The sequence below is a fragment of the Viridibacterium curvum genome (assembly GCF_039544165.1).
Taxonomy (GTDB): Bacteria; Pseudomonadota; Gammaproteobacteria; order Burkholderiales; family Rhodocyclaceae; genus Viridibacterium; species Viridibacterium curvum.
Genome location: NZ_BAABLD010000002.1, coordinates 458,095 through 482,088, shown reverse-complemented (window position 1 = coordinate 482,088; position 23,994 = coordinate 458,095). Strand labels below are relative to the sequence as shown.

31 protein-coding genes are annotated in these 23,994 nt (G+C 60.9%); 6 read left to right on the top strand and 25 right to left on the bottom strand.

Going from position 1 to position 23,994, the window contains the following annotated elements; all coding sequences use genetic code 11:
- Positions 1-35 precede the first annotated feature (35 nt).
- The 6 genes from iscU (at position 36) to iscX (ending at position 3,827) form a co-directional block, all read left to right on the top strand.
- Positions 36-419, top strand: a complete 384-nt coding sequence (iscU, locus tag ABEA02_RS03480) for a Fe-S cluster assembly scaffold IscU (RefSeq protein WP_345531438.1) — start codon at positions 36-38, stop codon at positions 417-419.
- Between the two features lie 16 nt (positions 420-435).
- Positions 436-759 carry an iron-sulfur cluster assembly protein IscA gene (iscA, locus tag ABEA02_RS03475; protein WP_345531437.1) on the top strand — a complete coding sequence of 108 codons (324 nt, stop codon included), beginning with the start codon at positions 436-438 and terminating at the stop codon, positions 757-759.
- Positions 760-851: 92 nt separating this feature from the next.
- On the top strand, positions 852-1,364 hold the full coding sequence (gene hscB, locus ABEA02_RS03470; RefSeq protein ID WP_345531436.1) for a Fe-S protein assembly co-chaperone HscB: 513 nt from the start codon (positions 852-854) through the stop codon (positions 1,362-1,364).
- Positions 1,365-1,412: 48 nt separating this feature from the next.
- Positions 1,413-3,281, top strand: a complete 1,869-nt coding sequence (gene hscA, locus ABEA02_RS03465) for a Fe-S protein assembly chaperone HscA (protein WP_345531435.1) — start codon at positions 1,413-1,415, stop codon at positions 3,279-3,281.
- A 7-nt stretch (positions 3,282-3,288) separates the two neighbouring features.
- The gene (gene fdx / locus ABEA02_RS03460; RefSeq protein ID WP_345531434.1) at positions 3,289-3,633 is read left to right on the top strand and encodes an ISC system 2Fe-2S type ferredoxin; all 345 of its coding nucleotides are present in this window, start codon (positions 3,289-3,291) and stop codon (positions 3,631-3,633) included.
- Positions 3,633-3,827 carry a Fe-S cluster assembly protein IscX gene (gene iscX, locus ABEA02_RS03455; RefSeq protein ID WP_345531433.1) on the top strand — a complete coding sequence of 65 codons (195 nt, stop codon included), beginning with the start codon at positions 3,633-3,635 and terminating at the stop codon, positions 3,825-3,827. Before fdx ends, iscX begins: the two co-directional genes overlap by 1 nt.
- Positions 3,828-3,873: 46 nt before the next feature.
- Here the strand turns inward: iscX and ABEA02_RS03450 are convergent, their stop codons facing one another.
- The 25 genes from ABEA02_RS03450 to grxC form a co-directional block, all read right to left on the bottom strand.
- Positions 3,874-4,722, bottom strand: coding sequence for an OmpA family protein (locus ABEA02_RS03450; RefSeq protein ID WP_345531432.1), 849 nt, complete (start codon positions 4,720-4,722; stop codon positions 3,874-3,876).
- Positions 4,723-4,762: 40 nt separating this feature from the next.
- Positions 4,763-5,524, bottom strand: a complete 762-nt coding sequence (gene gspN / locus ABEA02_RS03445) for a type II secretion system protein N (protein WP_345531431.1) — start codon at positions 5,522-5,524, stop codon at positions 4,763-4,765.
- An 18-nt stretch (positions 5,525-5,542) separates the two neighbouring features.
- Positions 5,543-6,013 (bottom strand): type II secretion system protein GspM, encoded by a 471-nt coding sequence (gene gspM / locus ABEA02_RS03440; RefSeq protein ID WP_345531430.1) that lies wholly within the window; start codon positions 6,011-6,013, stop codon positions 5,543-5,545.
- Complete coding sequence (gene gspL / locus ABEA02_RS03435; protein WP_345531429.1) at positions 6,010-7,185, bottom strand: type II secretion system protein GspL; 1,176 nt, start codon at positions 7,183-7,185, stop codon at positions 6,010-6,012. Before gspL ends, gspM begins: the two co-directional genes overlap by 4 nt.
- A gap of 16 nt (positions 7,186-7,201) precedes the next feature.
- Complete coding sequence (gspK, locus tag ABEA02_RS03430; protein ID WP_345531428.1) at positions 7,202-8,137, bottom strand: type II secretion system minor pseudopilin GspK; 936 nt, start codon at positions 8,135-8,137, stop codon at positions 7,202-7,204.
- Positions 8,124-8,708: a type II secretion system protein GspJ gene (locus ABEA02_RS03425; RefSeq protein ID WP_345531427.1), complete on the bottom strand. Its 585-nt coding sequence runs from the start codon at positions 8,706-8,708 to the stop codon at positions 8,124-8,126. Before ABEA02_RS03425 ends, gspK begins: the two co-directional genes overlap by 14 nt.
- Complete coding sequence (gene gspI / locus ABEA02_RS03420; protein WP_345531588.1) at positions 8,705-9,076, bottom strand: type II secretion system minor pseudopilin GspI; 372 nt, start codon at positions 9,074-9,076, stop codon at positions 8,705-8,707. The genes ABEA02_RS03425 and gspI overlap by 4 nt, the downstream gene beginning before the upstream one ends.
- The gene (locus tag ABEA02_RS03415; RefSeq protein WP_345531426.1) at positions 9,076-9,672 is read right to left on the bottom strand and encodes a GspH/FimT family pseudopilin; all 597 of its coding nucleotides are present in this window, start codon (positions 9,670-9,672) and stop codon (positions 9,076-9,078) included. Before ABEA02_RS03415 ends, gspI begins: the two co-directional genes overlap by 1 nt.
- Complete coding sequence (gspG, locus tag ABEA02_RS03410; protein ID WP_345531425.1) at positions 9,593-10,030, bottom strand: type II secretion system major pseudopilin GspG; 438 nt, start codon at positions 10,028-10,030, stop codon at positions 9,593-9,595. Before gspG ends, ABEA02_RS03415 begins: the two co-directional genes overlap by 80 nt.
- Positions 10,031-10,055: 25 nt before the next feature.
- Positions 10,056-11,255, bottom strand: a complete 1,200-nt coding sequence (gspF, locus tag ABEA02_RS03405; RefSeq protein ID WP_345531424.1) for a type II secretion system inner membrane protein GspF — start codon at positions 11,253-11,255, stop codon at positions 10,056-10,058.
- 7 nt (positions 11,256-11,262) lie between these two features.
- Positions 11,263-12,723 carry a type II secretion system ATPase GspE gene (gene gspE / locus ABEA02_RS03400; RefSeq protein ID WP_345531423.1) on the bottom strand — a complete coding sequence of 487 codons (1,461 nt, stop codon included), beginning with the start codon at positions 12,721-12,723 and terminating at the stop codon, positions 11,263-11,265.
- Entirely contained in the window at positions 12,723-14,810 is a 2,088-nt protein-coding gene (gspD, locus tag ABEA02_RS03395) for a type II secretion system secretin GspD (RefSeq protein ID WP_345531422.1), read from the bottom strand. Before gspD ends, gspE begins: the two co-directional genes overlap by 1 nt.
- 8 nt (positions 14,811-14,818) lie before the next feature.
- Positions 14,819-15,391, bottom strand: a complete 573-nt coding sequence (locus ABEA02_RS03390; protein ID WP_345531421.1) for a type II secretion system protein N — start codon at positions 15,389-15,391, stop codon at positions 14,819-14,821.
- Positions 15,392-15,559: 168 nt separating this feature from the next.
- A complete protein-coding gene (locus tag ABEA02_RS03385; protein ID WP_345531420.1) occupies positions 15,560-16,324 on the bottom strand; it encodes a flagellar brake protein in 765 nt (254 codons plus the stop codon).
- Positions 16,325-16,355: 31 nt separating this feature from the next.
- On the bottom strand, positions 16,356-16,664 hold the full coding sequence (locus ABEA02_RS03380; protein WP_345531419.1) for an EscU/YscU/HrcU family type III secretion system export apparatus switch protein: 309 nt from the start codon (positions 16,662-16,664) through the stop codon (positions 16,356-16,358).
- Positions 16,657-17,859 carry a flagellar hook-length control protein FliK gene (gene fliK / locus ABEA02_RS03375; protein ID WP_345531418.1) on the bottom strand — a complete coding sequence of 401 codons (1,203 nt, stop codon included), beginning with the start codon at positions 17,857-17,859 and terminating at the stop codon, positions 16,657-16,659. Before fliK ends, ABEA02_RS03380 begins: the two co-directional genes overlap by 8 nt.
- A 134-nt stretch (positions 17,860-17,993) precedes the next feature.
- The gene (locus ABEA02_RS03370) at positions 17,994-18,326 is read right to left on the bottom strand and encodes a flagellar protein FliT (protein WP_345531417.1); all 333 of its coding nucleotides are present in this window, start codon (positions 18,324-18,326) and stop codon (positions 17,994-17,996) included.
- A 4-nt stretch (positions 18,327-18,330) separates the two neighbouring features.
- Positions 18,331-18,735 (bottom strand): flagellar export chaperone FliS, encoded by a 405-nt coding sequence (fliS, locus tag ABEA02_RS03365; protein ID WP_345531416.1) that lies wholly within the window; start codon positions 18,733-18,735, stop codon positions 18,331-18,333.
- A 33-nt stretch (positions 18,736-18,768) separates the two neighbouring features.
- A complete protein-coding gene (fliD, locus tag ABEA02_RS03360; RefSeq protein WP_345531415.1) occupies positions 18,769-20,160 on the bottom strand; it encodes a flagellar filament capping protein FliD in 1,392 nt (463 codons plus the stop codon).
- 44 nt (positions 20,161-20,204) lie between these two features.
- Positions 20,205-20,567: a flagellar protein FlaG gene (locus ABEA02_RS03355; protein ID WP_345531414.1), complete on the bottom strand. Its 363-nt coding sequence runs from the start codon at positions 20,565-20,567 to the stop codon at positions 20,205-20,207.
- A gap of 57 nt (positions 20,568-20,624) precedes the next feature.
- A complete protein-coding gene (locus tag ABEA02_RS03350) occupies positions 20,625-21,452 on the bottom strand; it encodes a flagellin N-terminal helical domain-containing protein (RefSeq protein WP_345531413.1) in 828 nt (275 codons plus the stop codon).
- 341 nt (positions 21,453-21,793) lie between these two features.
- Entirely contained in the window at positions 21,794-22,780 is a 987-nt protein-coding gene (locus ABEA02_RS03345; RefSeq protein WP_345531412.1) for an NAD(P)H-dependent glycerol-3-phosphate dehydrogenase, read from the bottom strand.
- Between the two features lies 1 nt (position 22,781).
- The gene (locus tag ABEA02_RS03340) at positions 22,782-23,216 is read right to left on the bottom strand and encodes an SH3 domain-containing protein (RefSeq protein ID WP_345531411.1); all 435 of its coding nucleotides are present in this window, start codon (positions 23,214-23,216) and stop codon (positions 22,782-22,784) included.
- Between the two features lie 15 nt (positions 23,217-23,231).
- Complete coding sequence (gene secB / locus ABEA02_RS03335) at positions 23,232-23,690, bottom strand: protein-export chaperone SecB (protein ID WP_345531410.1); 459 nt, start codon at positions 23,688-23,690, stop codon at positions 23,232-23,234.
- A gap of 42 nt (positions 23,691-23,732) precedes the next feature.
- The gene (gene grxC, locus ABEA02_RS03330; protein ID WP_345531409.1) at positions 23,733-23,993 is read right to left on the bottom strand and encodes a glutaredoxin 3; all 261 of its coding nucleotides are present in this window, start codon (positions 23,991-23,993) and stop codon (positions 23,733-23,735) included.
- Position 23,994: the final 1 nt, after the last annotated feature.

The following is a 23,994-nucleotide window of genomic DNA, read 5'->3' as shown; positions in this document are numbered from 1 at the left end:
CCTTTCTCCTCACACCTCACACAAAGGAGTTTGAAATGGCATATAGCGACAAGGTTCTGGATCACTACGAAAACCCGCGCAACGTGGGCTCTTTCGAAAAGGGTGATAACGAAGTGGGCACCGGCATGGTGGGCGCACCGGCTTGCGGCGACGTGATGAAGCTGCAGATCAAGGTGAACGCCGCGACCGGTATCATCGAAGACGCGAAATTCAAGACCTACGGCTGCGGCTCGGCGATTGCTTCGAGCTCGCTGGTGACCGAGTGGGTCAAGGGCAAGACGCTCGACGAAGCCGTCAACATCAAGAACACGCAGATTGCCGAAGAACTGGCGCTGCCGCCGGTCAAGATTCACTGCTCGATTCTGGCCGAAGATGCGATCAAGGCGGCTGTCGAGGATTACAAGAAGAAGCACCAGTAACAGAAGGAGCATCACCATGGCCGTCACATTGAGCGCCGCCGCAGCAAAGCATGTCGAAAAATACCTGGCCAAGCGTGGCAAGGGTGTGGGCGTGCGCCTTGGCGTCAGGACCACGGGCTGCTCCGGCATGGCTTACAAGCTTGAATATGCGGACGCAGCAGAGCCCGATGATCTGGTCTTCGACAGCCAGGGGCTCAAGGTTTTCGTGGATCCGAAGAGCCTGCCCTATATCGACGGCACCGAGCTGGATTTCGTGCGCGAGGGCTTGAACGAAGGCTTCAAATTCAACAATCCGAACGTCAAGAACGAGTGCGGCTGCGGCGAGTCGTTCAACGTCTGAGCAAGGCGTAGCCGGTATCCGGCGCGCAGTGGCCGGGCTTTTGCTTGGGTCGCTGCGCAATGCCCACGACACATCACGACGACAGCAGACCGATGCAGGATTATTTCTCCCTCTTCAATCTCCCTGAACAATTCGCCCTTGAGCGTCCCGCGCTTGAAGCGGCTTACCGCAATGTGCAGGCGCAGGTTCATCCTGACCGTTTCGCGCATCGCTCGGAAGCCGAGCGTCGCGTCGCCATGCAATGGGCAACGCATGCCAACGAGGCATATCGTGCGCTGAAGAACCCCATTGAACGTGCGCGTTACCTGCTCAAACGCCGGGGCCTTGAGATCGATGCCGAACGCAACACCGCGATGTCACCGGCTTTCCTGATGCAGCAGATGGCCTGGCGCGAAGCCGTGGAGGAAGCAGAAGGCAAAGCCGAACCGCTGGAACGCCTGGCGCAGGACCTGCGGCGCGACGAAGGTGTGATGCTCGAAGATCTCGCGAAAGCGCTCGACGAGACTGCCGACCTCAAGGGGGCGGCCGAGCTCGTGCGACGCCTGATGTTCATGGAAAAGCTGCGCAGCGAGATTGATGAAGCGCTGGCGCAGATTGATGGCTGAACGACACATTGAGTGGTGCGCTGTGCGCACCCTAAGGTGAACTGTGTAATGGCTTTACTGCAACTCTCAGAACCGGGCGAATCGCCCGCCCCGCACCAGCATCGCCTCGCGGTCGGCATCGACCTCGGCACGACGAACTCGCTGGTGGCCACTGTGCGCCATTCGGTACCGGAGTGTTTGCCGGACGCTGAAGGCCGCACGTTGCTGCCTTCTGTCGTGCGCTATCAACGTGACGGCAACACCGTCGTAGGCCAGGAAGCCATGGCCGTGCAGGTGCGCGATCCCCGCAATACTGTCGCCTCGGTCAAGCGCCTCATGGGCCGCAGTCTGGCGGACGCTGACTCTGCCATGCGTGCCCGTTACGATCTGGTCGATGGCAACGGCATGGTACGTATCAACACCGTCGCTGGCGCGCGTAGCCCGGTGGAGGTGTCGTCCGAGATTCTCAAAGTACTTCGCCAGCGTGCGGAAGAAACGCTTGGTGGCGATCTTGTCGGGGCTGTGATTACCGTGCCGGCGTATTTTGACGACGCGCAGCGGCAGGCCACCAAGGATGCGGCCAGGCTTGCCGGTCTCAACGTCCTGCGTCTGCTCAACGAACCCACTGCTGCGGCGATTGCCTATGGCCTCGATGAGGCGGCCGAAGGCATCTATGCCGTTTTCGATCTGGGCGGTGGCACCTTCGACTTCTCCGTTCTCAAGCTCTCTCGTGGCGTGTTCGAGGTCATGGCGACCAATGGCGATTCGGCATTGGGCGGTGATGACTTCGATGAAGCGCTGGCTGAGTGGTTGCAAAAGCAGGCGGGCGGCGCTGACCTCGATTGCGGCAGCAATCGCGCGTTGCTCGCGGAGGCGCGCCGGGTCAAGGAGGCACTGACCGCCGAAGCCAGGGTTCAGGCAACGGTGCCCCTGGTGGGCGGCGCGACACGTTCTGTCGAAGTGACGGTCGAGCATTTCCATGCCCTCACACGTCCGCTCGTTGATCGCTGTCTTGGCCCCGTGAAAGGCGCCTTGCGTGATGCCGGCCTGAGCGTGGCCGACATCCAGGCTGTCGTGCTGGTCGGTGGCGCAACGCGCATGCCGCATCTGCGTGCCGCTGTGAAGCAATACTTCGGTCGTGAGCCTTTTACCGACATTGATCCGGACAAGGTTGTTGCCGTCGGTGCGGCCATCCAGGCCAATGTGCTGGCTGGTAATCGCCGTCCGGGTGAAGACTGGTTGTTGCTTGACGTGATTCCGCTCTCGCTGGGCCTGGAAACCATGGGCGGTCTGGTCGAGAAGATCATCCCCCGCAACGCCACCATTCCGGTTGCCAAGGCACAGGAATTCACGACCTTCAAGGACGGTCAGACCGCCATGGCGATTCACGTGGTGCAGGGCGAGCGCGAGCTGGTGAGTGATTGCCGTTCGCTGGCGCGCTTCGAGCTGCGTGGCATTCCACCCATGGTGGCTGGGGCGGCGCGCATCCGTGTGACTTTCCAGGTCGATGCCGACGGTTTGTTGTCGGTGACAGCACGCGAACAGACGACTGGCATCGAATCGCAAGTCGTGGTGAAACCCAGTTACGGTCTGTCTGACGACGAAGTCGCAGGCATGCTCAAGGCGGGTTTCGAACATGCTTCGGACGATATGAAGGCCCGCGCCCTGCGCGAGCAACAGGTCGACGCCGATCGCCTGTTGGATGCGACGCGACAGGCGATGGCGGAAGACGCCGAGCTGTTGTCACTCGCCGAAGCGAAGAAGATAGATGGCGCGATGGTTGCCCTTGCCGAAGCACGTGCAGGCAACGACCATCTCGCCATCAAGGCAGCAATCGAGGGACTGTCCGCCGCGACGGCGGACTTCGCTGCGCGCCGTATGGACAAGGCGATCCGTTCGGCTCTGACCGGCAGTCGCGTCGACAATCTCAAGGTATGAGGAAGCCATGACCCAGGTTGTAGTGTTACCCCACGGTGAGCTGTGCCCGGACGGCGCAGTGCTGGAAGTGGAGGCCGGTGAGTCGATCTGCGACGCGCTGCTCGACAATGGAATCGATATAGAGCACGCGTGCGAGAAGTCCTGCGCCTGCACGACTTGCCACGTTATCGTGCGTGAAGGCTTCCGCTCGCTCGAAGCGGCAGATGACCTCGAAGAAGACATGCTCGACAAGGCCTGGGGCCTGGAGCCGAATTCACGATTGTCCTGCCAGGCCATCGTGGCGGACACGCCTCTTGTCGTGGAGATTCCGCGCTACACCATCAATCACGCGAGTGAGGGAGGGAAACACTGATGAAGTGGACCGACACCCAGGATATTGCCATCGAGCTTGCCGAAGCACATCCGGACGTGGACCCGACGCGTGTGAACTTTGTGGACCTCATGAAGTGGGTCATGGCGCTGCCCGATTTCGACGATGACCCCAAACGCTGTGGCGAACGCATCCTTGAAGCCATCCAGGCTGCCTGGATAGAAGAAGCAGAATGAAAAACGCCCGGTTTGAAACCGGGCGTTTTTCATTCATGGCGTCGATCTACTTCTTCACCAGTTCCACACGCCGGTTCTTGGCACGACCTTCTTCGCTGCGGTTATCCGCAACAGGACGTTCCTGACCGAACCCGGCGGCGGTCAATCTGTTGCCAGCGATGCCGCCGGCGACTATGGCCTGCATCACGCTGCGCGCTCGATTCTCCGAGAGCTGTTTGTTTGCCGCTGCGTTGCCAATGTTGTCGGTGTGCCCCTCTATCGCCAGCTTGAGTGCCGCATTGGTTTTCAGTAGCCGAACGATCTCTGCAACCGTGGCCTGACCATCCGCCTTGAGATCAGCCTTGCCGGTATCGAAGTTGATGTAGAGCGCGATGAAGCCGTTCTTGTTGAGCTCATCAAGCATCTTGTTGGCCGTCACGACCTGCTGCATCGCTGCGACTTCGACCACCTGCACCAGATAACTTTGCGTCGGTGCGCTGAAAATGCCGGGTTCGATGCGCACCCAGACTTCCTTGCCGCCGGTCGTGACCTTGAGCGTCGTCTCGCCGCCGTCTGCGTCGCGTGGCAAGCGCTCATAGATAACCTCGCCACCGATACTCCTGATGGCGTTCTGGTAGTTGCGGATCAGCTGAAGGGCACTGGGTTGCTTGTCGCCGTTGTTGTGGAAGTAGACGATGCGCGTGGCATCTCCCTCTACCGCTTGGCGCTTGCTGCCCCCGATCGCGAACTCGAAACTGTTGAAGTTCTTTTCGTACTCGACGATGTGAGAGTCGGGGTAGCGAGAGAGCAGTGGGTGATCCTTGCTCTTGGGTACGTCGTTTGGCGCTGAAAAAGCTGAAACCTGAAAGCCGAAGCAAAGGACCGCAAAAGCAATGAAGCGGATGAACCGGGGCATGGCGCTCTCCAGTGGGGGTTGGCTTCCTGAGTCTAGATTCCTATTGCGTTGCCGCGCTACCAAAGCTAAAGAGCAGCTTGCCCGGTGTGACCGTCGGTTGCACCCAGCGACCGGCAACGTCAGGCAAGCGACCGACAAACGCCGGCTCTCCCTCAACCGTGCCTTGCAGCTGCAACACGCCACCGGGTTTGATGCTGCCATCGGCACTGAGCCTGACATCGCCGTTGAGTGTTTCGAGCTTCAATTCGGTGATGTCAGCCCTCGCCTCAACAACCAGATGATAGTTGCCGAAGTTGCGATTGGGAAAAAGATCGCTGGCGGCGCCACGCCAGAAAAGCTCGGTGCGGCCTTCGCAGCGCATTCCCCAACTGCAATGCAGGCGGTCCATGTTGAGCGCGAAATCGCCACGCCAGCCTGATCGCGCGACGGTATTGGGGATCTGGTCGAGCACTTCACGCACCGGCAACTGAATCGCGAGATTGGTGACGTTCAGCCCACCCGGCGCAGCGGCCAGCGAGAAGGGGGGCAGGCCGGCGACCGAGAAGGCCCAGTCGATGCGCGCACGAATCAATTCGACCGGACGCCAACTCCAGGACACGGGCGTGAGGGGAATGCGCAAGCCACTCTCTGGATCGCGCACGGCCAGACGCGCCGTGCCTCGCCAGATGCTGCCTTCCGTATCGAGGAGGGTAAGACGCTGGTTACTCTGCGCCTGCAATACGGAGTTCCAGACGCTGGCTGGTGCCCGGATGAGCAGGAAAAGCAGGAAGCACGACACGAAGAAAGCGGCGCTCTTCAACATGGCGTAGCTGGGTCGCTGTCAGTTCAGCGGCGCAAAGCGCGCTTCAAGTGCAAGGCCACTCGGCGACTGATTGGCATCGAGATAGCTGAGGCGCAGACCACTGGTACGCAAGGTCTCACCCAGCCAGGAAACCCAGATGTCGAAGTTCACCGGCTTGCCCATGACCAGGATCTGGTTGCCGTCGCTGCGCGCTGTCAGCGACAGCCCGCGCGTCTGGGCACTCGCTTGCATTGCATCGGCTGTTTGCTTGAGGTCGCTGACCGTCAGCGGAGGCAGGCTGCGCAGGCGCGATATTTCCGCCGCCTCTGCCTGCATGGTGGCAAGTTGGGCTTCGATGCGTGGCAAAGCCTTGTCCAGCTTCTTGTGTGTGCTGGTTTGCCAGTCGTGCAGCAGCCATAGCAGGGTAGCGATGATCGCGACGCCGCCAACAACCAGGATGCGGCGTTCGCGCTGGCTCATGGAATCAAAACGTTCGCGCAGTGCGTTCATGCTGGCTTCCTTTGCAGCGAGATCGTCGTACCGCCCCTTACGCTGGCTGCGATGCCGCGTGTGTCGAGGCGAGCTTGCAGCGCACTCATGTCGAGTGGCTTGCCCAGCGTGACCACCAGCGCCCCCGATTCGTAGTGCACCGCCTGGATGGCGCCGGTTGCGTCACTGCCCAAGGCAACCGCGAGTTCCGACAGCAGTGCCAGTGCGTCATCTTCAGCAAGGTAACCATGTCGCTGGCGCTGCGTTTGTAATTCGCGATGCAGCTGCACGACCGGATCTTGCAGGGCGCGCCCGGGCAGTTGGGTCTGCGCGATCTGGTTGAGGCGCTTGCGCACATCGTTCAGGTCGCGTTGGCGCAGCATGGCGCTACCGACGCCGATCAGGAGATCAAGCAGCAGCACACCGATAATGAGGTAGATAGCAGGGCGCAGCGAACGCAGGAACTTGCCGCGTGCGTGCTCTGGCAGGAATTCACCGTGAAGGAGATTGGGCTGCTCTGGGGGTACGAGGTACCAGTCCCAGGTAGCTTCCGGCGCGAACCCCGTGCCAAAGCGGGCCAGTGGCGCCAGGGCATTATGTGGCAGGCCAAGACTCGTCAGTCGCGCTGGCATCGTGCCGCTGGATTGCGCCTGCGCAAAGAGCGTCTCGATCACGGCGGGAAGCTCGCCCGCTGCGCGCGGCGCGTCATCAACATAGGCGTTGAGGGTCGCGCAACGCAGCAGCCAGTGTGTGCCATCTGCCGCCAGCGTCCAGCTGTCTTCCGTCACCGGCAGGCATGCCAGGGCAGACCAGATTGCGTCCAGCGGACGACCCAGGGCCGTGAATTGAGCGATGAGGCGGCGCATGCGCTCGCGCGAAATGATCAATACCGGCCAGCGCGTACCCTCACGGCTCAGCGGGGTGAAGTGCTGGCTGTCGGGTTCGCGCATCAGCTGGTCTTCAAGGGCGAAGGGCAGTGCGCGCAGCTGCTCGCGGGGCTTGGCCTGTGGCACATCGGCAACGGCCCAGCCTACCTGGCTGCCGGCAAGCATGGCCTCGGTGCGATCTGTCTTCGGCCAGTTGCCGGGGCCGGAGTTGCCCGAAGCAGTGACCTGCCCTTTGTCGAGGACGACCCAGGCCGCATCGGCCTGATCTGGCCAGGAGTCGGAGAGGAGAACGCGCAGGATCGTCATATCAGCTCAGGGAAGCTCAAAGTAGGGTTTCGCGGAGGATGTCGGGACGTTTGCCATTGCGGAACAGCAAGACTTGCATGTGCGTGGTGGCATCACCCCAGCGCGCGCGCCCTGTAGCCAGAAAGTAGTAACTGCGTACGCTGAGCAGGCTGGCATTGTAGCTGCTGGTGGTGGGAAGCAGCTTCGTGAACTCGTCTACGCCACCAAACACCAGAGTCTTGCGACTGTTGGCGATCTGTTGGGCTGTTGCAAGCGGCAACTTCTCAACGTAAGCCGCCAGCACCTCTGCGCTGGCGGTGTTGACGTTGATGGTACGGGCAGAAGGCGGGAGTGCCGTGATGTGCGGACGCAACTGTTCCAGCAATTCGTTTGTCATGCCGCGGACGGCCAGCAGCTCCTTGATGCTGATGATGGGTGCGTTGGGCGGCATCACTTTCTGTTTCGCATTGGTATACCAGTCGCGTTCGGCACCATTGCTCGCTGGGTTGCTGTCTGTGTCGATCCAGTCCGTTATCGCATCGACAAGCATCTGGGCATCACGTGGTTGCCAGCGAAGTGTCTCCAGCAGACGCTGGAAAATGGCTTGCGTTGCGGTATCGGCAACACCGTTGTCGGTCAGGCTATTGATGTTGAAGCGGCCGCTCTGATCTTCGATTTCTCCACTCACATCGCCCTCATCGACAGGCGTGGCAGGCACGCGAATGGCCCATTCTTCTCCGAAGTGGTCAGAGCCGGACGTTCGTGCGCGCTTGAGGTCGAACTCCAGCACATTGCGCGCCCAATCCACGGCGCCGCGAGCAAGCCAGCGCGCTTGTGCCTGGTCGGATCGACCCGATAGCTGTTCAACAGCTGAGCCATGTTCGGCGATGACAGCACTGGCTACCGCTGCGACCAGTGCAACGGTGAGGATGGCCATGAGGAGCGCTGCGCCTCGTTGTCTAGCGGATCGCATAGAGCTTCTCCACGGTACCTACACCGTTGACGTCGATGCGCAGCCTTACGCCTCGTGGTGGCGTAGGCTGATTCCATTTTTCCACCCACTCGTCGTCGCTGATGTCATCTGCGGTTCCCTTGTCGTCGTAGACTGCCCATCGCAGGCTCGATACGCCATCGAGCAAGGGCTCCGATGTCATGTCCGTAGTCTTCACGCTGTAAATGCGAGCGGGCCAGCGTAGCAACTGAAGAGCGTTGTCCTTGAATTCGAAACCCGACACGCGAGCGCCTTGTTCCGAATCCATGCGCAGGAACACGAGGCGTTGCTCGCCCGTACTGGCGAGTATGAGCTGAAAGTCCGGCACGGCATTGGGCGCGGGGTTGTTCCGGGTGCTGATCTGCAGCAAGTGCGTTTCGACGGTGCTGAGCGCACGGGCAATCCGTTGCCAGCGCTGTTCGACGCCAAGGATGTGATCACGGCTGTCCAGCGCTGCTGACAGGGCACGCCACGACATCAGGCCCAACACCGCCAGAATGACCAGCGCCACGAGTACTTCGATCAGCGTGAAGGCGCGTTGGTGTTGCTTCATGGCGCCGCCCGCGCAGCAAATCCGGTGAGCTTGGCGAGTTGCGTCCCATCCTCGCGACTCACCTTGATTTCAACACGGCGGAACAGGGGGTTGTCAGTCGCTTTGATGGTCTCCCGGTAATGCAGCTTGTACCCCGCCTGTTCGGCATCGCCCTCATTGGTGACGGAGGGATCGGGAAAGACATCCACGATGCGCAACAGCGCCATGCGGTTCTGCGCCAGCCACTGCGCGGCATGCCGTTCACCCAACTCGGTCGCCTGGATGGCGACAAGACCGATACCACGCGACACGGCAGTCAGCGCGATGGCCAGTACAGCCAGTGCAATCAGCACCTCGAGCAAGGTGAAGCCATGGTCACGCCGGGGCATCACGGTGTGACTCCCGGGGCGGACTGGCTGACTTCCCCGGCGGAATTGCCGATCAACAAACGCGTGCCCTCGTTGGTTGAGAGTTGCAGGGTGAAGGGCGTAGCTTCGGAAGCAAACACGATGCGCAAGGCGGACTGCGGCAGCGTGCGTTCATCCACAGTCAGAGCCATGACACGCAGGCCGTCAATCCACTCACGTTCGGCCAGCTCGCGTGGCTGGAACAGCAACTGCCATTTGCCCCCGGTATCCAGTTTGCTGAAGCGATAACTGCCGGGCAGGAATTCGACCTGGATCGGCGTGCCGCGCACCGCGGCGCGTTCACTGGCGAACTGCAACACGTACTGCAGACGTTGCAGTTCATCGTTGGCGCTCTGTCGGTCGAGAACCCCCAGGTTGACGGCGGCAAGGCTCGCGGCGATGCCGACGATGACCATCACCACCATCAGTTCAATGAGGGTGAAACCGTTTGCCCTGCGGTGCCGCGATGGCACTCCGGGTGAGGGCAGGAGACGATGCTTACATCCAGGAGCCAATGTCAGCGTCACTACCTTCGCCTCCCGACTGGCCGTCGGCGCCCATGCTCCAGACGTCGACATCACCGTGCACGCCGGGGCTCAGGTATTGGTAGGCATTGCCCCAGGGGTCCTTGGGCAGCTTGTCGAGATAGCCCCCTTTTTTCCAGGCGGGCGGCAGCGGCGCGATGGTGGGCACCTTGACGAGAGCGTCCAGCCCTTGCTCACTGGTGGGATAGGCACGATTGTCAAGCTTGTAGAGCTTGAGCGCAGTGGCGATGCTGGAGATGTCCGCCTTGGCTGCCGTAATGCGGGCCTCGTCAGGCTTGTCCATGATCTTGGGAACGATCAGGGCTGCGAGGATGCCCATGATCACGATGACGATCATGATTTCAATCAGGGTGAAACCACTTTGACGTGGCAGGCGGGCGCTGTGATTCATGGGGTCTCCGGCAAAAGCGGTGCGCTCACTTCACGAGCGTGTTGAGCGCGATGATGGGTTGCATGACAGCCAATACTATCAGCAGCACGCTGCCGCCCATGAAGAGCAGGAGCAACGGTTCAAGCAGGGTGGTGAGTGTCAGGCTGCGGTTCTCGACTTCGGTTTGTTGCAACGCAGCGCAGCGCGTCAGCATGCTGGAAAGGTCGCCCGTTGCTTCGCCACTGATCAGCATGTGGATCAGCAGGGGCGGGAAGCTGCGTGATTGACGCATGGCCGAAGACAGCGTTGCTCCTTCGCGAACCCGGTCAGCCGCGCCAGCGACCGCATCCTTGAGCGGCAGGTAGTTCATGACCTGGCGACCCGCATCCAGCGCAGCCAGCAGCGGCACACCGGCGCTCACGAGGATGGCGAGGGTACTGGCAAAGCGCGCTGTGTCCAGGGTGCGCAGGTGACGCCCTATGAGCGGGAGGCTCAACAGCCAGCGGTGCCAGCGTAGTCGAAGCGCGTCATCCCGCAAGGCGTAGACGAAAGCCGCGATGCCTGCCGCAATCAGCAAGGCCAGCCAGGGGCCCCAACTCCGCAGGAATTCGCTGGTCGCAATGAGCATGCGGGTCAGCAAGGGCAGGGTCTGGTGCGATTGCACGAATACCTCGGCAACACGCGGAACGACGTAGGTCATGAGACCGACAATGACCATGACGGCAACGATGCTGACGATAGCCGGATAGATCATCGCCTGCATCATCTTGCGCCGCAGACTGTCTTGCTGTTCGAGGTAGGTCGCCAACATGTCGGTGACGCGCGGCAGCTGCCCGGATTTTTCACCGGCATTGATGAGCGCCCGGTAGATCGGCGGGAATGCACGGTCGAAACGATCCAGTGCCGCGCGCAGCGAAAAGCCGGCGATGACCTCGGCGCGGACGGCGCCGATCAGTGCGCGTGCATTGGCTTTCTCGGCTTGCTCCGACACGGCCAGCAGCGATTGTTCGATGGTGAGCCCCGAGGCGAGCAGGGCCGAGAACTGACGCGTCAGCAGGCATAGCTCCGCAGTGCCGATGGAGAGCTTGCGCGCCGCGTCCTGTTTGTCGGCATGTGCATCGATCTGGGTCGGAAAGAGCCCGCGTTCACGCAGGATCAGGCGGGCGTGGCGCGGGTTGTCTGCTTCCAGGGTGCCCTGCGTGGCAGCGCCGTCGGCATCGACAGCCTGATAGCTGAAAGTCGCCATGACGGACCTATTCGCGCGTAACGCGCAGCAGTTCTTCCGGCGACGTTATGCCGGACTCCAGCAGACGGCAGCCGTCGTTGCGCAACAGCTTCAACCCGTAGTTCAGCGCCGTATCGCGGATTTCGTTCTCGGGCTGGTTGTCGTGAATCATCGCGCCAATGACCGGATTGACCTCCAGCAGTTCGTAAATGCCGGTGCGGCCTGCGTATCCGGTATTGCTGCACGAGGGGCAACCCTTGGATGCGAAGAGTGTCTTGCCGGGCCCGACATTGAGAAACTCGTAATCGACCGGTGTCGACGCACGTGGTGTGCGGCACTCAGGGCAGAGCTTGCGCACGAGACGCTGAGCGACAACGCCACGCAGGCTTGATGCGAGCAGGAAGGGCTCGATACCCATGTCGATCAGGCGAGTTATGGCCGAAGTGGCGTCGTTGGTGTGCAGCGTAGCCAGCACGAGGTGACCGGTCAGGCTGGCCTGTACGGCTATCTGTGCGGTTTCAAGGTCACGGATTTCACCGATCATGATGACGTCCGGGTCCTGACGAAGGATGGCGCGCAGGGCTCGCGCAAACGAGAGCTCGATGCGCGTGTTGACCTGGATCTGGCCAACACCGGGCAAGTCGTATTCGATCGGATCTTCCACCGTCACGATGTTGCGCGTGGAGCTGGAGATCTCACGCAAGGCACCGTACAAGGTCGTCGATTTGCCCGAACCGGTAGGGCCGGTCACCAGCACGATGCCGTGAGGCTGCGCGAGCAGTCGACGGAAGGCTGTCAGCGTCTCGACCTCCATGCCGGTGCTGTCGAGGCCGAAGTTGTTCGATGTCTTGTCGAGCAAACGCAGCACGATGCGTTCGCCGTGCTGGGTCGGTAGTGTTGAGACCCGCACGTCGATGGCGCGGCCGGCAATGCGCAGGCCGATACGGCCGTCTTGGGGCAGGCGTTTTTCAGCGATGTCGAGCTCGGCCATCACCTTGATGCGCGACACCAATGCGGCATGCAGGGCACGGTGCGGACGTGCGATTTCGAGCAAGGTGCCGTCACGGCGATAACGCACTACGCAGTAACGTTCAAAGGGCTCGATGTGGATATCTGACGCACGCTCGCGGATCGCCTGCTGCAGCAGGGCATTGATCATGCGGATGATAGGTGCGTCTTCCTGCGTTTCGAGCAGATCTTCGACGACGGGGATTTCTTCCATCAGGCGCGAGACATCGACATCCTGACCGAGATCATCCACCACGGCCGCTGCGTCCTGGGTGCCTTGCTGGTAGCTCTCGGCAAGGCGCGCCTCGAAGACGTTCTTCGCGACGCGTTCCAGCTTGAGGGGCAAGCCCAGCATGCGGCGCAGTTCGACCAGCGCGGCAGGGGCGACGTCTTCCCGCGCAAGGATGGATGCGCTGTCCTCTTCAGCCGCCAGCAGCAAGACGCCGTGTGTGCGGGCGAAGGCGTAAGGCAGGCTGTCCATCACTTCACTGCAGGAGTCGTCGCAGCAGGGGACTGGATTACCGGCAAGCGCGGATCCAGCTTCAGCAGGGGCGGCAGACCAGGTTCACTCGGCTGGCTTTGCAGCAAGCCAGGCTTGTCGGTTTTTTCCATCAATTGCTGACGGCCAATGACATAGTCGTAGCGACTGCCCGTGACGTTGGCGGCATCTTCCGCGGTGCGCAGAATGACCGGGCGCAGGAAGATGACCAGGTTGGTTTTGGAGCGATTACGCGTGTCGTAACGGAACAGGCGTCCAAGGAACGGAATGTCGCCAAGAAGGGGGACCTTCTCGATAGTGCCCGTGCTGCTGTCTTCGATGAGGCCACCGAGAGCCAGGAAGGCACCGTCATCAACGATGACCGTCGAATCGAGCGAGCGCTTGCTGGTTACCGGGCCGGATGTTGCACTGGTCGAAAGCACGCTTGAGGCTTCCTGATTGATGACAAGCCGCACTGAACCGCCTTCGGTAATCTGCGGTTTGATCTTCAACGTGAGGCCAACGTCCTTGCGTTCGAAGGTCTGGAAAGGGTTGCTTGCGCCCGATGCGCTGTTGGTGAATGAGCCCGTGACAAAGGGAACATTGCGACCGACGACGATTTTGGCTTCCTCGTTGTCCACCGTAACGAGACTGGGCGTGGAGAGGATGTTTGTGTTTGCGTCCTGTTCCAGAAGACGAGCCAGCATTGCCATGTTGAGAATGCTGCCGGCAGCGCCGCCGCCGATGGCAAGGTTCATCCCGGTAGCAGCTGTCGTGGGGTCCACCGACAGAGCCAGGATGTTCTTGCCGCCTGACTGGAAGTTCGTACCTCCGAAAACCGTCGTCTTGCCGCTGTTGGGCGTTGCGCTGTTCCATTGGATGCCGAATTCACTGGTGCGTTCGGCGCTGACTTCAGCGATCAGCGCTTCGACATAGATCTGTGCGGGGCGGCGATCCAGTTGATCGATGATGCCGCGCAGGCTGTTGTACAAAGCGTCCGGGGCATTGATGACGATGGAGTTGGTCGAGGTGTCGGCGTAGATCAATGCGCCATTGATATTGGCCGAGAAAGTGCTGGGGCCGCTGTTGCCTTGGCCGCCTGTCGAGGTCCTCGCCGCAGCCTGTTGCTGCTGTTGCTGGTTCTGTTGATTCTGAGTATTGGCGTCGGTTGCCGAAATCGCGCGCAGGGTCTGCGCGATTTTCACTGCGTCACCATTCTTCAGATATACGACGCGCAGGTTACCCAGGGAACCTGTCTGGTCGAGCTGGGCGATAAGACTGCGGACTGCCTGGAGACGCGATGGGCTGCTGGAGCGGATGAGCAGCGAATTGGTGCGCGCATCAGCAACGATGGCGACTTTCTGGCTGGGTTCGGTTGTACCGCTTTCGTTGATCAGCTTGGTAACCATCGTTGCGAGGTCGACGGCTGAAGCGTTCTGCACCGGAATCACCTGCGAGTCGTTGGCGGGCACGTCGATGGATTCGATGATGCGGCGGATGCGCGTCACGTTATCAGCGTAGTCGGTGACGACGAGCGAGTTGTTGGCCGGGTAGACGCTGACGGTGTTGTTGGGTGTTACAAGCGGGCGCACAACCTGGACGAGCTGCGTGGCGGACTCGTGTTTGATCTGGAAGATCTCGGTGACGATGCGGTCGCCGCTGGTGGCAGGTGCATCGTGCTGACCAGTCGGTACGGCGTGCAACTTGGCATCGGCTTCGGGCACGATCTTGGTCAGGCGGCCTTCTTCCACCGCGGTGAAGCCTTGCAGTCGCAGGGCAGACAGCAGGATGGGGGAGACCATCGCCTTATTGACCGGGCGGCTGGTGACGATGTTGATCGTGCCCTTGACGCGCGGATCGATAAGGAAGTTGCGCCCGGTGATCTTGCCTATGGCGCGGATGACCGTATCGATTTCAGCTGCGTTGAAGTTGAGGGAGACGGAGTCGCCGTTGTCGGTATTGGCCGCGTTGGCTGGTGCATTGCTGGCGGCCGGTGGTGGCGTCTGGGCCACGACCGGCATTGACAGCATCATTGCGACAAAAGCGCAGACCGTGCTGCGCGGGAGAAATGCGTAGAGGGAACGAATCATGTAATGCATCAGTCGCCCTTGTCCTTCTCGGGCGGCGGCGGAGGGGGAGGCGGCGCAAAACTCTGCACAGGTGCGCCGGCGGCTTGCGTCGTCGGTGATACGGCCGAGCCATTGCCGGCACCGCTTGCGGTGGCGACATTCAATGCAATGAATTCGGTGTTGCCGTTGCGCTCCACCTCAATGCCATCGGCACGGACGCGCGCGAGCTTGACGCCGGAGGCGAGGTTTTCACCTTCGACCCAGGACTGCGACGGTGAGCCGCCATCGCGAATGATGGCGTAGCCGGGCAGCTTGCCCCAGCGCGTCTGCACGCCGATCACCACGATGCTGGGCGGTGGCGCAGTCACTGCGGTGGCTTGCGCGGGGGGCTGACCGAACAGCTGACGCGAAGCTACGTCCTGCGCTGCAACCTGTGGATCAGCGGCTGCAACGGCGATGGACGATTGAGTGGGACTTGCCTGCAGGCGCCAGAACCATGCCGCCGCAACCCAGGCGGTGAATGCCAAGGCGGCAAGCCAGCAAAGGCTGACGATCAGCTTCTGCTGGATGGAACTTGCGGCAAATGGCAGGCGAAGCGCCATGGCTGAATTCATCAATATTGACAAAGGAAATTGCGCGAATTCTAGCAAGGATACTAGAAACCGCTAGAGGAATGCGTCAGAACTACGTGAAATAAAAGGCTTTTTACCGCGTTTTGCCGAGGTGAACAAGCCTTTGTGAAAACTGCCGCCGAACGGTGTTATCGGGACTCACTCATCCCGGACCTTTCGGTCCCGTTCCATGCGCAGGATGTAGCGCTGAATGGCGTTCGCCATCGGGGGCGGCAGTTCCTCGAACTGGCAACCGGCGCGCAGCATGTCGCCCCCGTTGCGATTGACGATGCGGAAGATGTTGCGCACACGCAGCGTTGCGGTAATCGGGCCGAAATCCGGCAGGTCCAGCCGGCAATCGGCGTATTTCTGATCGGCTGTGAGATTCATGTCTGCGGGCGGAACAATGACTGCAACCCCGCCACCGGAAATGTCCACAACGCGTGCCTCAACACGACTGGCTGCGCCTGGCGCAGGAATGCGGCAAACCAGCGAGTGCGCGACGGGTGCCGTCATGCGGTAGTACTCACGGCGCTGCAAACGCAGCAGGACTTCCGGTGTCGGTGCGAGAAATGCCGGGAAGCGCTCGTAGCGATCAAGCTTCTGGCCTGTTACGGAAAACTGCACCTTGACCTTGTCGAGCTGGGTAACACACAACAAGCCGCCAGCCTGCGCGGCCTGGTGGTTGAGCGCTTCATCGTTGCCGACGTCCAGGTAGATACGACGCTCGTCATCGCTGACTGCAAGTACGGAAGTCATGATGAAGCGCTGCGAATCGCCGAGATAGGCGGTGATCATGCAGCGTCGGGCCGCGAGCTGTTTCAGGACGAAAGCGATTTCGCGTCGTTCGCGCAGCAGGTACTGAGCAAAATCGTCAGCCTGCAGAAGTTCGAAACGCGCGGAAGGGCGGGGAGTGTCGGCCATGAGAACGGACAAAAGGCAGTTTGTGAGGTGACTATAACGTAGTCACTTTGGGCGGACCGGGCGGTTCTGGCAGGGGATTCCCCTGTTCCATCGCGTATAGCCAGGCGAGCAGCTCGGCCACGGCGATGTAAAGCGCAGGCGGAATGCGCTGGTCCAGATCGACCTGCATGAGCAGGCTGACCAGTTCGGGGGACTCGTGCACGTAGACGCCGGCGTCGCGTGCCCGAGAGATGATTTCCTGCGCCACGACGCCTTTACCCTTGGCCACGACTTGCGGCGCGGCTTCACCCGCCTGATAGGCAAGGGCAATCGCCGTCATGCGCGCCGACGCTTCAGCCATGAGGGGCTCCTGAGCGGTCAGTCGTTCCCTGAGAGTGTTCATGGACGGCGGCGAATCCGGTCATGGTGACGCCGGCAGCGGCGAGTGCCACGCTCAAGTGCTCTGATCCGGATTGCAGTCGTGCGGCGATCTCGTCACTGTCGGCATCCAGGCGAATGGCGACACCCGCCGATGTGATGACCAGGCGAGCTTCAAGGTTGCCCAGCAGTGGCATCTGCATCCGCAACGTGCTTTGCCATACCGTGCCTTCTTCATCGTCGGCGCGTCGCTGCTCGCGGTCATCGACACTGGATTCCGAAATTTCCCACTGTATGGGCTGGCCGGGCCATGCCATGCCTTGCCAAACCGCCTGATTGGTCGCCAGCGTATCGAGTTGCTGATGCACGACGGGCATCAGCGGCTCGGCAACGCGCTGCGGTGATTGCGACAGAGCTGGTCCGTCAGCGTCGACAGCGGGACGTTGTACGTTGGGTGCCGCCGGATTGGCCTCGACTCCCGCGGCGTTCAGTGTCTGTGGCTGTAGCACGGTTTGTCGTTGATTGATCAGCGTGGCCTCAGGGGGTGACGGTTGTTGAGCCGGTGAAGGAGTCTGCGACGAGGCCTGTTCAGCTGCCGGCGGGGGCAGGGGTGGGGTGCGCGCCTGCGGCTCCTGCATCAGGGCTTCCAGTGGCAATTTGCCAGCGACCCATTGAGCCTGATGAGCTTCGTAGAACAATCCGCTCTGGGCGACAGCTGTCTTCAGGGCAGGAACCAGGTTGGCCGCTGTCTGAGGTGGTTCGGCCACAAGGGGCGCGCTGGCGTTGAGCGCCATGGTCTGCGCTGGCGTGTGGCGGCCTGTGAGCAGCTGGCTGATCAACTGGCCGGTCTGGCTGATGCTGGGTTGCGCTGAAGGCTGCGTCGCTTCAGGCAGCAGCGTCGCGATGCGGGCTGTGACCATGTTCTGGGTGCGCCCGGTGACAATCAACTCCAGCACATCACCGGATTTGGCGCTCTCGGGCAAGGCCAGCGTGACCTGATGATCTGCCACCATCGCCTTGTAAGTGCCATCGGGCAGCGCCTCCTGAATGCGCGCCATGAAGCGCGCGCCCCTGTCCAGTTGGGGCAGATCGGCCGGCAGAGGACGAACACGGTCTACCGCCCCCAACTCTTCGTTGAGCAGCAGTTGCAAGCGTGTCGCTATTTCGGTGGGAATCAAGTGCATACCCCGGAATCAGGCCAACCCAATTCATGTGAGCGGCGCCAGGCGAAGCAACTTGAGGGGAATTCCTTTGCGGCCTCCAAAGTCGAGGCGCGGAGGAGATGAAGCTACGGGCTCAATGGCCTGTGCCCTCAGTGACCCGTGCCGTAGGCCTTGCGCAGGTTCTTCTCGATGCTGGCTCCGGCGAACAACCTGCGCATGCTGGCCATCCAGGGTTCGGTGTGCTGACGGATCTCGCGGTCATGGTCCAGCATCAACTGGATCAGCTCACGCTTGCGCGCGCGTTGGGATTCCGACAACTCCGACGGTTTGCCGGCTTCGCCCAAGGCTTGCAGGTGATCGCGCAGCCCTGCTACCTCGGCTTCGAGTAGTCCCAACCTTGTCCAGTCGTTCTGGCGCGCGGCCTCCAGCATCATGATGCTGATGCGGCACATGGTTTCGTAGTGTTCCAGTTCGTGCGGCATGGTCTCAGCCCTGAGTGGATGGCACCGCATTACCGATTTCTGCCCAGGCACCGCGCAGCTCGGCAAGCAGACTCGAGACTTCGTTAAGGGCCGCCTGACTGTTGTGCAGATTGGCGTAGAACAGGCGTTCACACATGTAGTCGTAAAGGGCGCCCAGACGTGCCGGCAGGTCGCTGTCGACACCTTTGTCCAGGCTGGCCTTGAGTCCGTAGGTGATGATCTCGATCGCTTTCGAAATGGAAGAGCCTTTGGCCGCAATGTCGCCGTTGCTCATGGATATGGCTGCGCTGTTGATGGCCAAGGTAGCGCCATCGAAGAGCATCAGGACCAGCTGATGAGGACTTGCGGTGCTGACGTTTGTCTCGATACCGACTTTGGCATAGGCCGCTGCAGTTTGTGTGGCGAACATGTGTCTTTATCCCTGCGAATTTTCGGTATTGGCTCAGCTGCTCAGTGACGCAAGTTGCTGGGTCAGGAAGGTGCTGGTGCTGTTAAGGCTGGCGATCATGCTGTCCATCGCCGAGAACTGGCGGCGATAGCGGGCTTCAACGGTTTCAAGGCGCGTTTCGAGCTTGGAAATGCGATCGTCGATGGCGCTGATGGACTTGGTCAGGCCATCCGTGCGAGCTGTCAGAGTGCCATCGGTGTCGAGCATTGCTTCAACGCTGTCTGCAAGCTTGGCGGCAAAGCCCTTGACGCCCCCTTCCTCGATGAAGAGGCTCGCGACATCCTTGGTCGGGTCTTTGAGGGCGGCTTCCAGTTTGGTGGAGTCGACCGTGAGCTTGCCGTTGACACCCACCGAGATGCCGACGTCGGAGAGTCGGGAGAATCCATCCGTAGAACCTACAGCACCGCCGACAATGCTGCGCAGCTGCGACTGCATGCTGCGTACCGAGTTCTCGCCGTTGAGCGGCCCACCTTTTTTGGTGGTCGCGTCATAGCTGGTCTGACTGCCCATCAGGCCGACAGCACTGTTGTAGGCGCTGACGAAATCGTTGATCTGCTTGAGCATGGCCGTGGTGTCCGTCGCCACGCTGATCGTGGTCGTCGTGGCCGCAGCTGTCTTGCTCTTGAGATTGATCGTCAAGCCGTCGGCCACGTCGGTGATGGTGTTGCTACTGCGTTTTATCTGGATGCCGTCCAGCGTGAACTTGGCATCCTGCGCAGTTTGGGTCGAAGTCAGCGTCGAAGCTGCGCCAGGCGTGAAGTCGAAGCCGGTGAGTCCGCTGAGCTTGAAAGCGTTGTCGGCACCAGAGCTGTCCGAGCTGAGCGACAGCTGCTGGGTAGTACCGTTATCGATGATCGTTGCCGTGACGCCAGCCTTCTTCGCGTTGATCGCATCACGCAGCCCTTCGAGGGTGTTGTTGCTGCTGTTGATGGTGATAGAGAAAGTGCGGGCCGCGTCCGCGGTGAAAGTCGTGGTGTCCGCGTTGTAGTTGCCCAGTGTCAGCGTCAAGGTACCCGTGGCAATTGTGGCGCCATCGGCGTAGCCAGTACTGCGTACCTTCTGGTTCTGGGCCAAAGCTTCAACAGACAGGGAATAGCTGCCAGCCGAGGCCGAGCTGCTGGCTGACACCGTGGCGATGCTGCTGTCGGCAATTGTTGCCGTACGAGCGGCAAAACTGTCGCGGGTCTGCAGCTTTTCTGCCGCATCCTGCAGGCTGGAAAGCGTGCTTTTGAGCGTGCCGTAAGACGACAGCTTTGTCTGGAAACTGCTTTGGCGCGATTCGAGCTGGGTGATTGGCGTGCGTTCAAGCGTCATCAATTTGGTGATGAGCGACTCGATATCGATGCCGGAACCGAGTCCAGCTGACGTGATTGAGCCAGTTGCCATGGCTGCGTCTCCTGAAGGTCAGCGCTCGCCAGGGAGCGAGCGCTTCAAGCTTTCTGTTTGACGAAGAGACCAGACAGCCTGTCAAGCGAGCGCGTGATCTGCAGCAATTCTTCGCTGGGAATCTGACGGATCACCTCGTTCGTGGTCGCATCCACGACCTTTACGACAGAGCGACCGGTTTCGTCGTCGATGGAGAACTGCAGGTTTCGTGCCACCGGACTGACCATGCGACGAACCTCGCTCATCGCACGATCAATTTGCTCGGGACTGAGCGCAGCGGGGGGAGCGGCCGGTTGAGAGGTTGCCGCCTCCTCGTTCGTCCGCGCAACACTCGACACTTCACGTGCCGGTGCCACACCCGACTTAGGCAGTGCCTGACTGACCTGACCAATGTTCGGAATTGCCATGATTCGGCCTCCTTTATTCAGGGGGCGGGCTGAAGACCCGCCCCATCAAACAACTGCTTAACGCAAGAGACTTAGCACTTGCTGCGGCAGGCTGTTGGCCTGTGCAAGCATGGCGGTACCCGCCTGTTGCAGGATCTGCGCTCGCGAGAGCGACGCGGTTTCCGTCGCGAAGTCGGCATCGACCACGCGGCCACGGGCAGCCGACTGGTTCTCGACGGCGATCTGCAAGGACGAAATGACGGCCTCGGTGCGATTCAGAGCGGCACCGAAGCGCGCACGGGTCGTGGTGATGGTGTTGATGGCCGAGTCGAGGTTAGTAATCGCAGCCAGCGCCAGCGAGGCGGTCGAGATCTGGATCGAGCCGGAGTCCAGCGCAAGCGTGGAAGCACGGATATCGACCGTGCTGACGGTGATCTGGTCGTTGGTCGTCGTACCGGCGCCAACCTGGAAGGTCAGGGTCGAGCCGCTATTGAGCAGGTTGACGTTGTTGTACTTGGTCGCTTCACCCAGACGCGAGACTTCAGCGGACAGGGCGCGGAATTCCACCGAGAGGTTGTCACGGTCGCCGGAGTTCAGCGTGCCGTTGGCGGCTTGCACAGCCAGTTCGCGCATGCGCTGGATGTTGTCCGAGATCTGGGCTGCGCCACCGTCGGCAACCTGCATCAGCGAAATGGAGTCGCTGGCGTTGCGGATAGCCACGTTGAAACCCTTGACCTGGGCCTGGATGCGTTCGGAGATCGCCAGACCGGCGGCATCATCCTTGGCTGTGTTGATGCGCAGGCCCGAAGACAGGCGTTGCAGGGAGGTGGCCAGCGCGCCTTGCGAACCATTGAGGTTGCGCTGGGCGTTCAACGAAGCCACATTGGTGTTGATCGTCATTGCCATGGTACTGCTCCTTGTATGTATGTGCGTTTCTCACTTCGCCGTGCCTCGCGGTCGGCTTGGCGGGGAGCTTCAAGAAGCTGTAATTCCCGCCCTGTGAGTGCAACTACGGCGACTTTTGCCGGCTTCTGCAGGGTTAGGTGACCTGCACGGTCTGACCGTTCGTCGGCGCCGGCGGATGTGCAAAAAGCATTTTTATATCAATGCTTTGCGGCGATTTTGCGGGGCAATGTGCTGCAATGAGGGTCTGCAGTCCATCACAAACGGAAGTCACCTGACATGCAAAAAGGCAAGTTTTGCCGCCCGGAACAGAACAAATCGGGACTCCCTGTCGGGAGAGGGGCTTACTCGTGGCGCGGATCGCGCGCCATCAACTGTTCCAACGCATTGCGCGCCGGAATTTGACCACTGAGTACCGCATGGACAAGGCGGGTAATGGGCATCTCCACCTGCAAGCGGTTAGCGCGCTCAACGACAAACTCGCAAGTGAGCACACCCTCCGCCACGTGACCAAGCTCCTTGAGCACTTCGGGCAACGCCTTGCCCTCGGCGAGCGCCAGACCAACCCGACGGTTACGTGACAAATCTCCTGTGCAGGTCAGGATCAGGTCGCCCATGCCGGCGAGGCCCATGAGGGTCTCGCGTCGCCCACCGAGTGCTTCTGCAAGTCGGGCGATCTCCGCAAGCCCGCGCGTCATCAGCGCTGCGCGTGCGTTGAGCCCATAACCCAGGCCGTCGGAAATACCCGCTGCGATCGCCAGAACATTCTTTACAGCACCACCAACTTCAGCGCCGATCACATCGCCGTTTGCATAAAGACGCAACAGGGGATGATGCAATCGTGCCGCCCAATCGGCTGCGAAGGCCGCATCCTGGCTAGCCAGCGTGATGGCACAGGGCATGCCGCGGGCGACTTCAGCCGCAAAGCTTGGGCCGGTCAGGGCGCCGCAGGGGTGCAGTGCCCCCAGAATTTCGGCGACCACCTCATGCGGCAAAAGTCCGCTGCCGGATTCAAAGCCTTTGCATGCCCACAGGACGGGAACCTTGTTGCCACGCTGATGCAACGCGGTCAGCGTCGGGCGCAGACCGGCTACGGGCGTCACGATCAGAATCAGCTCGGCATCCTGCAGGCTCTCATCCAGAGAAGAACTGATCTGGATGTTGTCTGAGAGGGTAAGGCCGGGCAGATAGTGCTGATTGATGCGTTGGGCACGCATGTCCGAGGCGTGCTTTTCATCGAGTGTCCACAGCCTTATGGCGTGTCCACCGGCGGCATAACTCATTGCCAGCGCGGTACCCCAGGCACCCGCGCCGAGAACGGCAATCTGCATGTCAGAGTCCCCAGACAGCCCGGACTTCGATGAAGCCTGAGCGCCCATCGCGGTGGCGCACCTTGATCCAGGGGCCAACAGGTTTGTCGACGGGTTCAAGCAACAGGTCGCGCGTCACGCTGAAAACGACAGGGGCGTCTGGCGTCGCGGCTTGCCTGACGTCAGCCGTAGGCGCGGTAACGATGACTGAGCGGGTCGCCGATATGGCACTGCGTTCCACCCAGCCAATGCCACCGCTGGCCTCACGCAGCTTCACCCAGCTCTCCAGCACGACCAGTTGTTCGACCGGTGTGCCCTTGAGCAGGATGAACTGCGGCTTGGCGAGACGCGAATTGGCATCGAGCACGATGGCATTGTTCGCCAGACTGACGAATTCCAGCGCAGAAGCGCTGGTCATCGAACAGAGCAGGGCGATGGCAAAGCTGAGCCGACGCATTGGCAGTGGCTTGTCTCAGGCGTTGCCGGCTTGTTGCGACAGCTGTTGCTGACGCGCCATGTACAGCGCTTCGAAATTCACCGGGGTCAGCATCACGGGCTGGAAACCAGCACGGTTGGTAGCCGACGATACGGTTTCACGCAGGTAGGGCAGCAGAATGTTGGGGCAGCCCACCATCAGTACGGGCTGGATGTCTTCCTGACCGATGTTCTGAATGAGGAAAATGCCGGCCTGGGCGGCTTCGACCAGGAATACGGTGCGCTCGTCTTCGAGCTTGGCGGTCACAGTGGCTTTCAGGACGACTTCGAAGAAACCGTTTTCGAGCGGGGTAGCGCTGGTCGACAGATCAACGTTGATGCTCGGATCCTTCTGTTCCAGAAAGATCTGCGGCGCGTTGGGCACCTCGACCGAGAGATCCTTCACGTAGATCTTCTCGATGTTGAACACGGGTTGCTGCGCGTCTTGTTGTTCCATTTTTTAGACAGTCCAGGTTGAAGTGTGGGTATGAAAAGGGGTTCAGGCTGACAGCAAGGGGTCCAGGCCGCCCTCGCGATCAAGTGCGTACAAATCATCGCAGCCGCCAATGTGCCTGCCATTTATGAAAATCTGCGGAACCGTACGCAAACCGGTCAGCGTGATCATTTCGTCGCGTCGGGCCGGGTCAGTGTCGACACGGATCTTCTCGATCTCCTCGACCCCCTTGCGGCGGAGCAGTTGCTCCGCTCGGATGCAGTAAGGGCAGACGCCCGTTGCATACATCAGGACTTTGACAGCCATC

Bases quoted from the DNA above. Each gene is read 5' to 3' on its own strand.
- ABEA02_RS03390 (WP_345531421.1), bottom strand. From the start codon at position 15,391: ATGGCGCTTCGCCTGCCATTTGCCGCAAGTTCCATCCAGCAGAAGCTG.
- ABEA02_RS03380 (WP_345531419.1), bottom strand. From the start codon at position 16,664: ATGGCTGAAGCGTCGGCGCGCATGACGGCGATTGCCCTTGCCTATCAG.
- fdx (WP_345531434.1), top strand. From the start codon at position 3,289: ATGACCCAGGTTGTAGTGTTACCCCACGGTGAGCTGTGCCCGGACGGC.
- ABEA02_RS03425 (WP_345531427.1), bottom strand. From the start codon at position 8,708: ATGAAGCAACACCAACGCGCCTTCACGCTGATCGAAGTACTCGTGGCG.
- iscX (WP_345531433.1), top strand. From the start codon at position 3,633: ATGAAGTGGACCGACACCCAGGATATTGCCATCGAGCTTGCCGAAGCA.
- grxC (WP_345531409.1), bottom strand. From the start codon at position 23,993: ATGGCTGTCAAAGTCCTGATGTATGCAACGGGCGTCTGCCCTTACTGC.
- ABEA02_RS03345 (WP_345531412.1), bottom strand. From the start codon at position 22,780: ATGCAGATTGCCGTTCTCGGCGCGGGTGCCTGGGGTACCGCGCTGGCA.
- gspE (WP_345531423.1), bottom strand. From the start codon at position 12,723: ATGGACAGCCTGCCTTACGCCTTCGCCCGCACACACGGCGTCTTGCTG.
- gspM (WP_345531430.1), bottom strand. From the start codon at position 6,013: ATGAACGCACTGCGCGAACGTTTTGATTCCATGAGCCAGCGCGAACGC.
- gspK (WP_345531428.1), bottom strand. From the start codon at position 8,137: ATGCGATCCGCTAGACAACGAGGCGCAGCGCTCCTCATGGCCATCCTC.
- ABEA02_RS03355 (WP_345531414.1), bottom strand. From the start codon at position 20,567: ATGGCAATTCCGAACATTGGTCAGGTCAGTCAGGCACTGCCTAAGTCG.
- gspD (WP_345531422.1), bottom strand. From the start codon at position 14,810: ATGATTCGTTCCCTCTACGCATTTCTCCCGCGCAGCACGGTCTGCGCT.
- gspN (WP_345531431.1), bottom strand. From the start codon at position 5,524: ATGTTGAAGAGCGCCGCTTTCTTCGTGTCGTGCTTCCTGCTTTTCCTG.
- ABEA02_RS03350 (WP_345531413.1), bottom strand. From the start codon at position 21,452: ATGGCAATGACGATCAACACCAATGTGGCTTCGTTGAACGCCCAGCGC.
- fliS (WP_345531416.1), bottom strand. From the start codon at position 18,735: ATGTTCGCCACACAAACTGCAGCGGCCTATGCCAAAGTCGGTATCGAG.
- ABEA02_RS03370 (WP_345531417.1), bottom strand. From the start codon at position 18,326: ATGCCGCACGAACTGGAACACTACGAAACCATGTGCCGCATCAGCATC.
- iscA (WP_345531437.1), top strand. From the start codon at position 436: ATGGCCGTCACATTGAGCGCCGCCGCAGCAAAGCATGTCGAAAAATAC.
- hscA (WP_345531435.1), top strand. From the start codon at position 1,413: ATGGCTTTACTGCAACTCTCAGAACCGGGCGAATCGCCCGCCCCGCAC.
- gspG (WP_345531425.1), bottom strand. From the start codon at position 10,030: ATGAATCACAGCGCCCGCCTGCCACGTCAAAGTGGTTTCACCCTGATT.
- iscU (WP_345531438.1), top strand. From the start codon at position 36: ATGGCATATAGCGACAAGGTTCTGGATCACTACGAAAACCCGCGCAAC.
- gspI (WP_345531588.1), bottom strand. From the start codon at position 9,076: ATGCCCCGGCGTGACCATGGCTTCACCTTGCTCGAGGTGCTGATTGCA.
- secB (WP_345531410.1), bottom strand. From the start codon at position 23,690: ATGGAACAACAAGACGCGCAGCAACCCGTGTTCAACATCGAGAAGATC.
- ABEA02_RS03385 (WP_345531420.1), bottom strand. From the start codon at position 16,324: ATGGCCGACACTCCCCGCCCTTCCGCGCGTTTCGAACTTCTGCAGGCT.
- fliD (WP_345531415.1), bottom strand. From the start codon at position 20,160: ATGGCAACTGGCTCAATCACGTCAGCTGGACTCGGTTCCGGCATCGAT.
- gspF (WP_345531424.1), bottom strand. From the start codon at position 11,255: ATGGCGACTTTCAGCTATCAGGCTGTCGATGCCGACGGCGCTGCCACG.
- ABEA02_RS03450 (WP_345531432.1), bottom strand. From the start codon at position 4,722: ATGCCCCGGTTCATCCGCTTCATTGCTTTTGCGGTCCTTTGCTTCGGC.
- gspL (WP_345531429.1), bottom strand. From the start codon at position 7,185: ATGACGATCCTGCGCGTTCTCCTCTCCGACTCCTGGCCAGATCAGGCC.
- ABEA02_RS03415 (WP_345531426.1), bottom strand. From the start codon at position 9,672: ATGTCGACGTCTGGAGCATGGGCGCCGACGGCCAGTCGGGAGGCGAAG.
- ABEA02_RS03340 (WP_345531411.1), bottom strand. From the start codon at position 23,216: ATGCGTCGGCTCAGCTTTGCCATCGCCCTGCTCTGTTCGATGACCAGC.
- hscB (WP_345531436.1), top strand. From the start codon at position 852: ATGCAGGATTATTTCTCCCTCTTCAATCTCCCTGAACAATTCGCCCTT.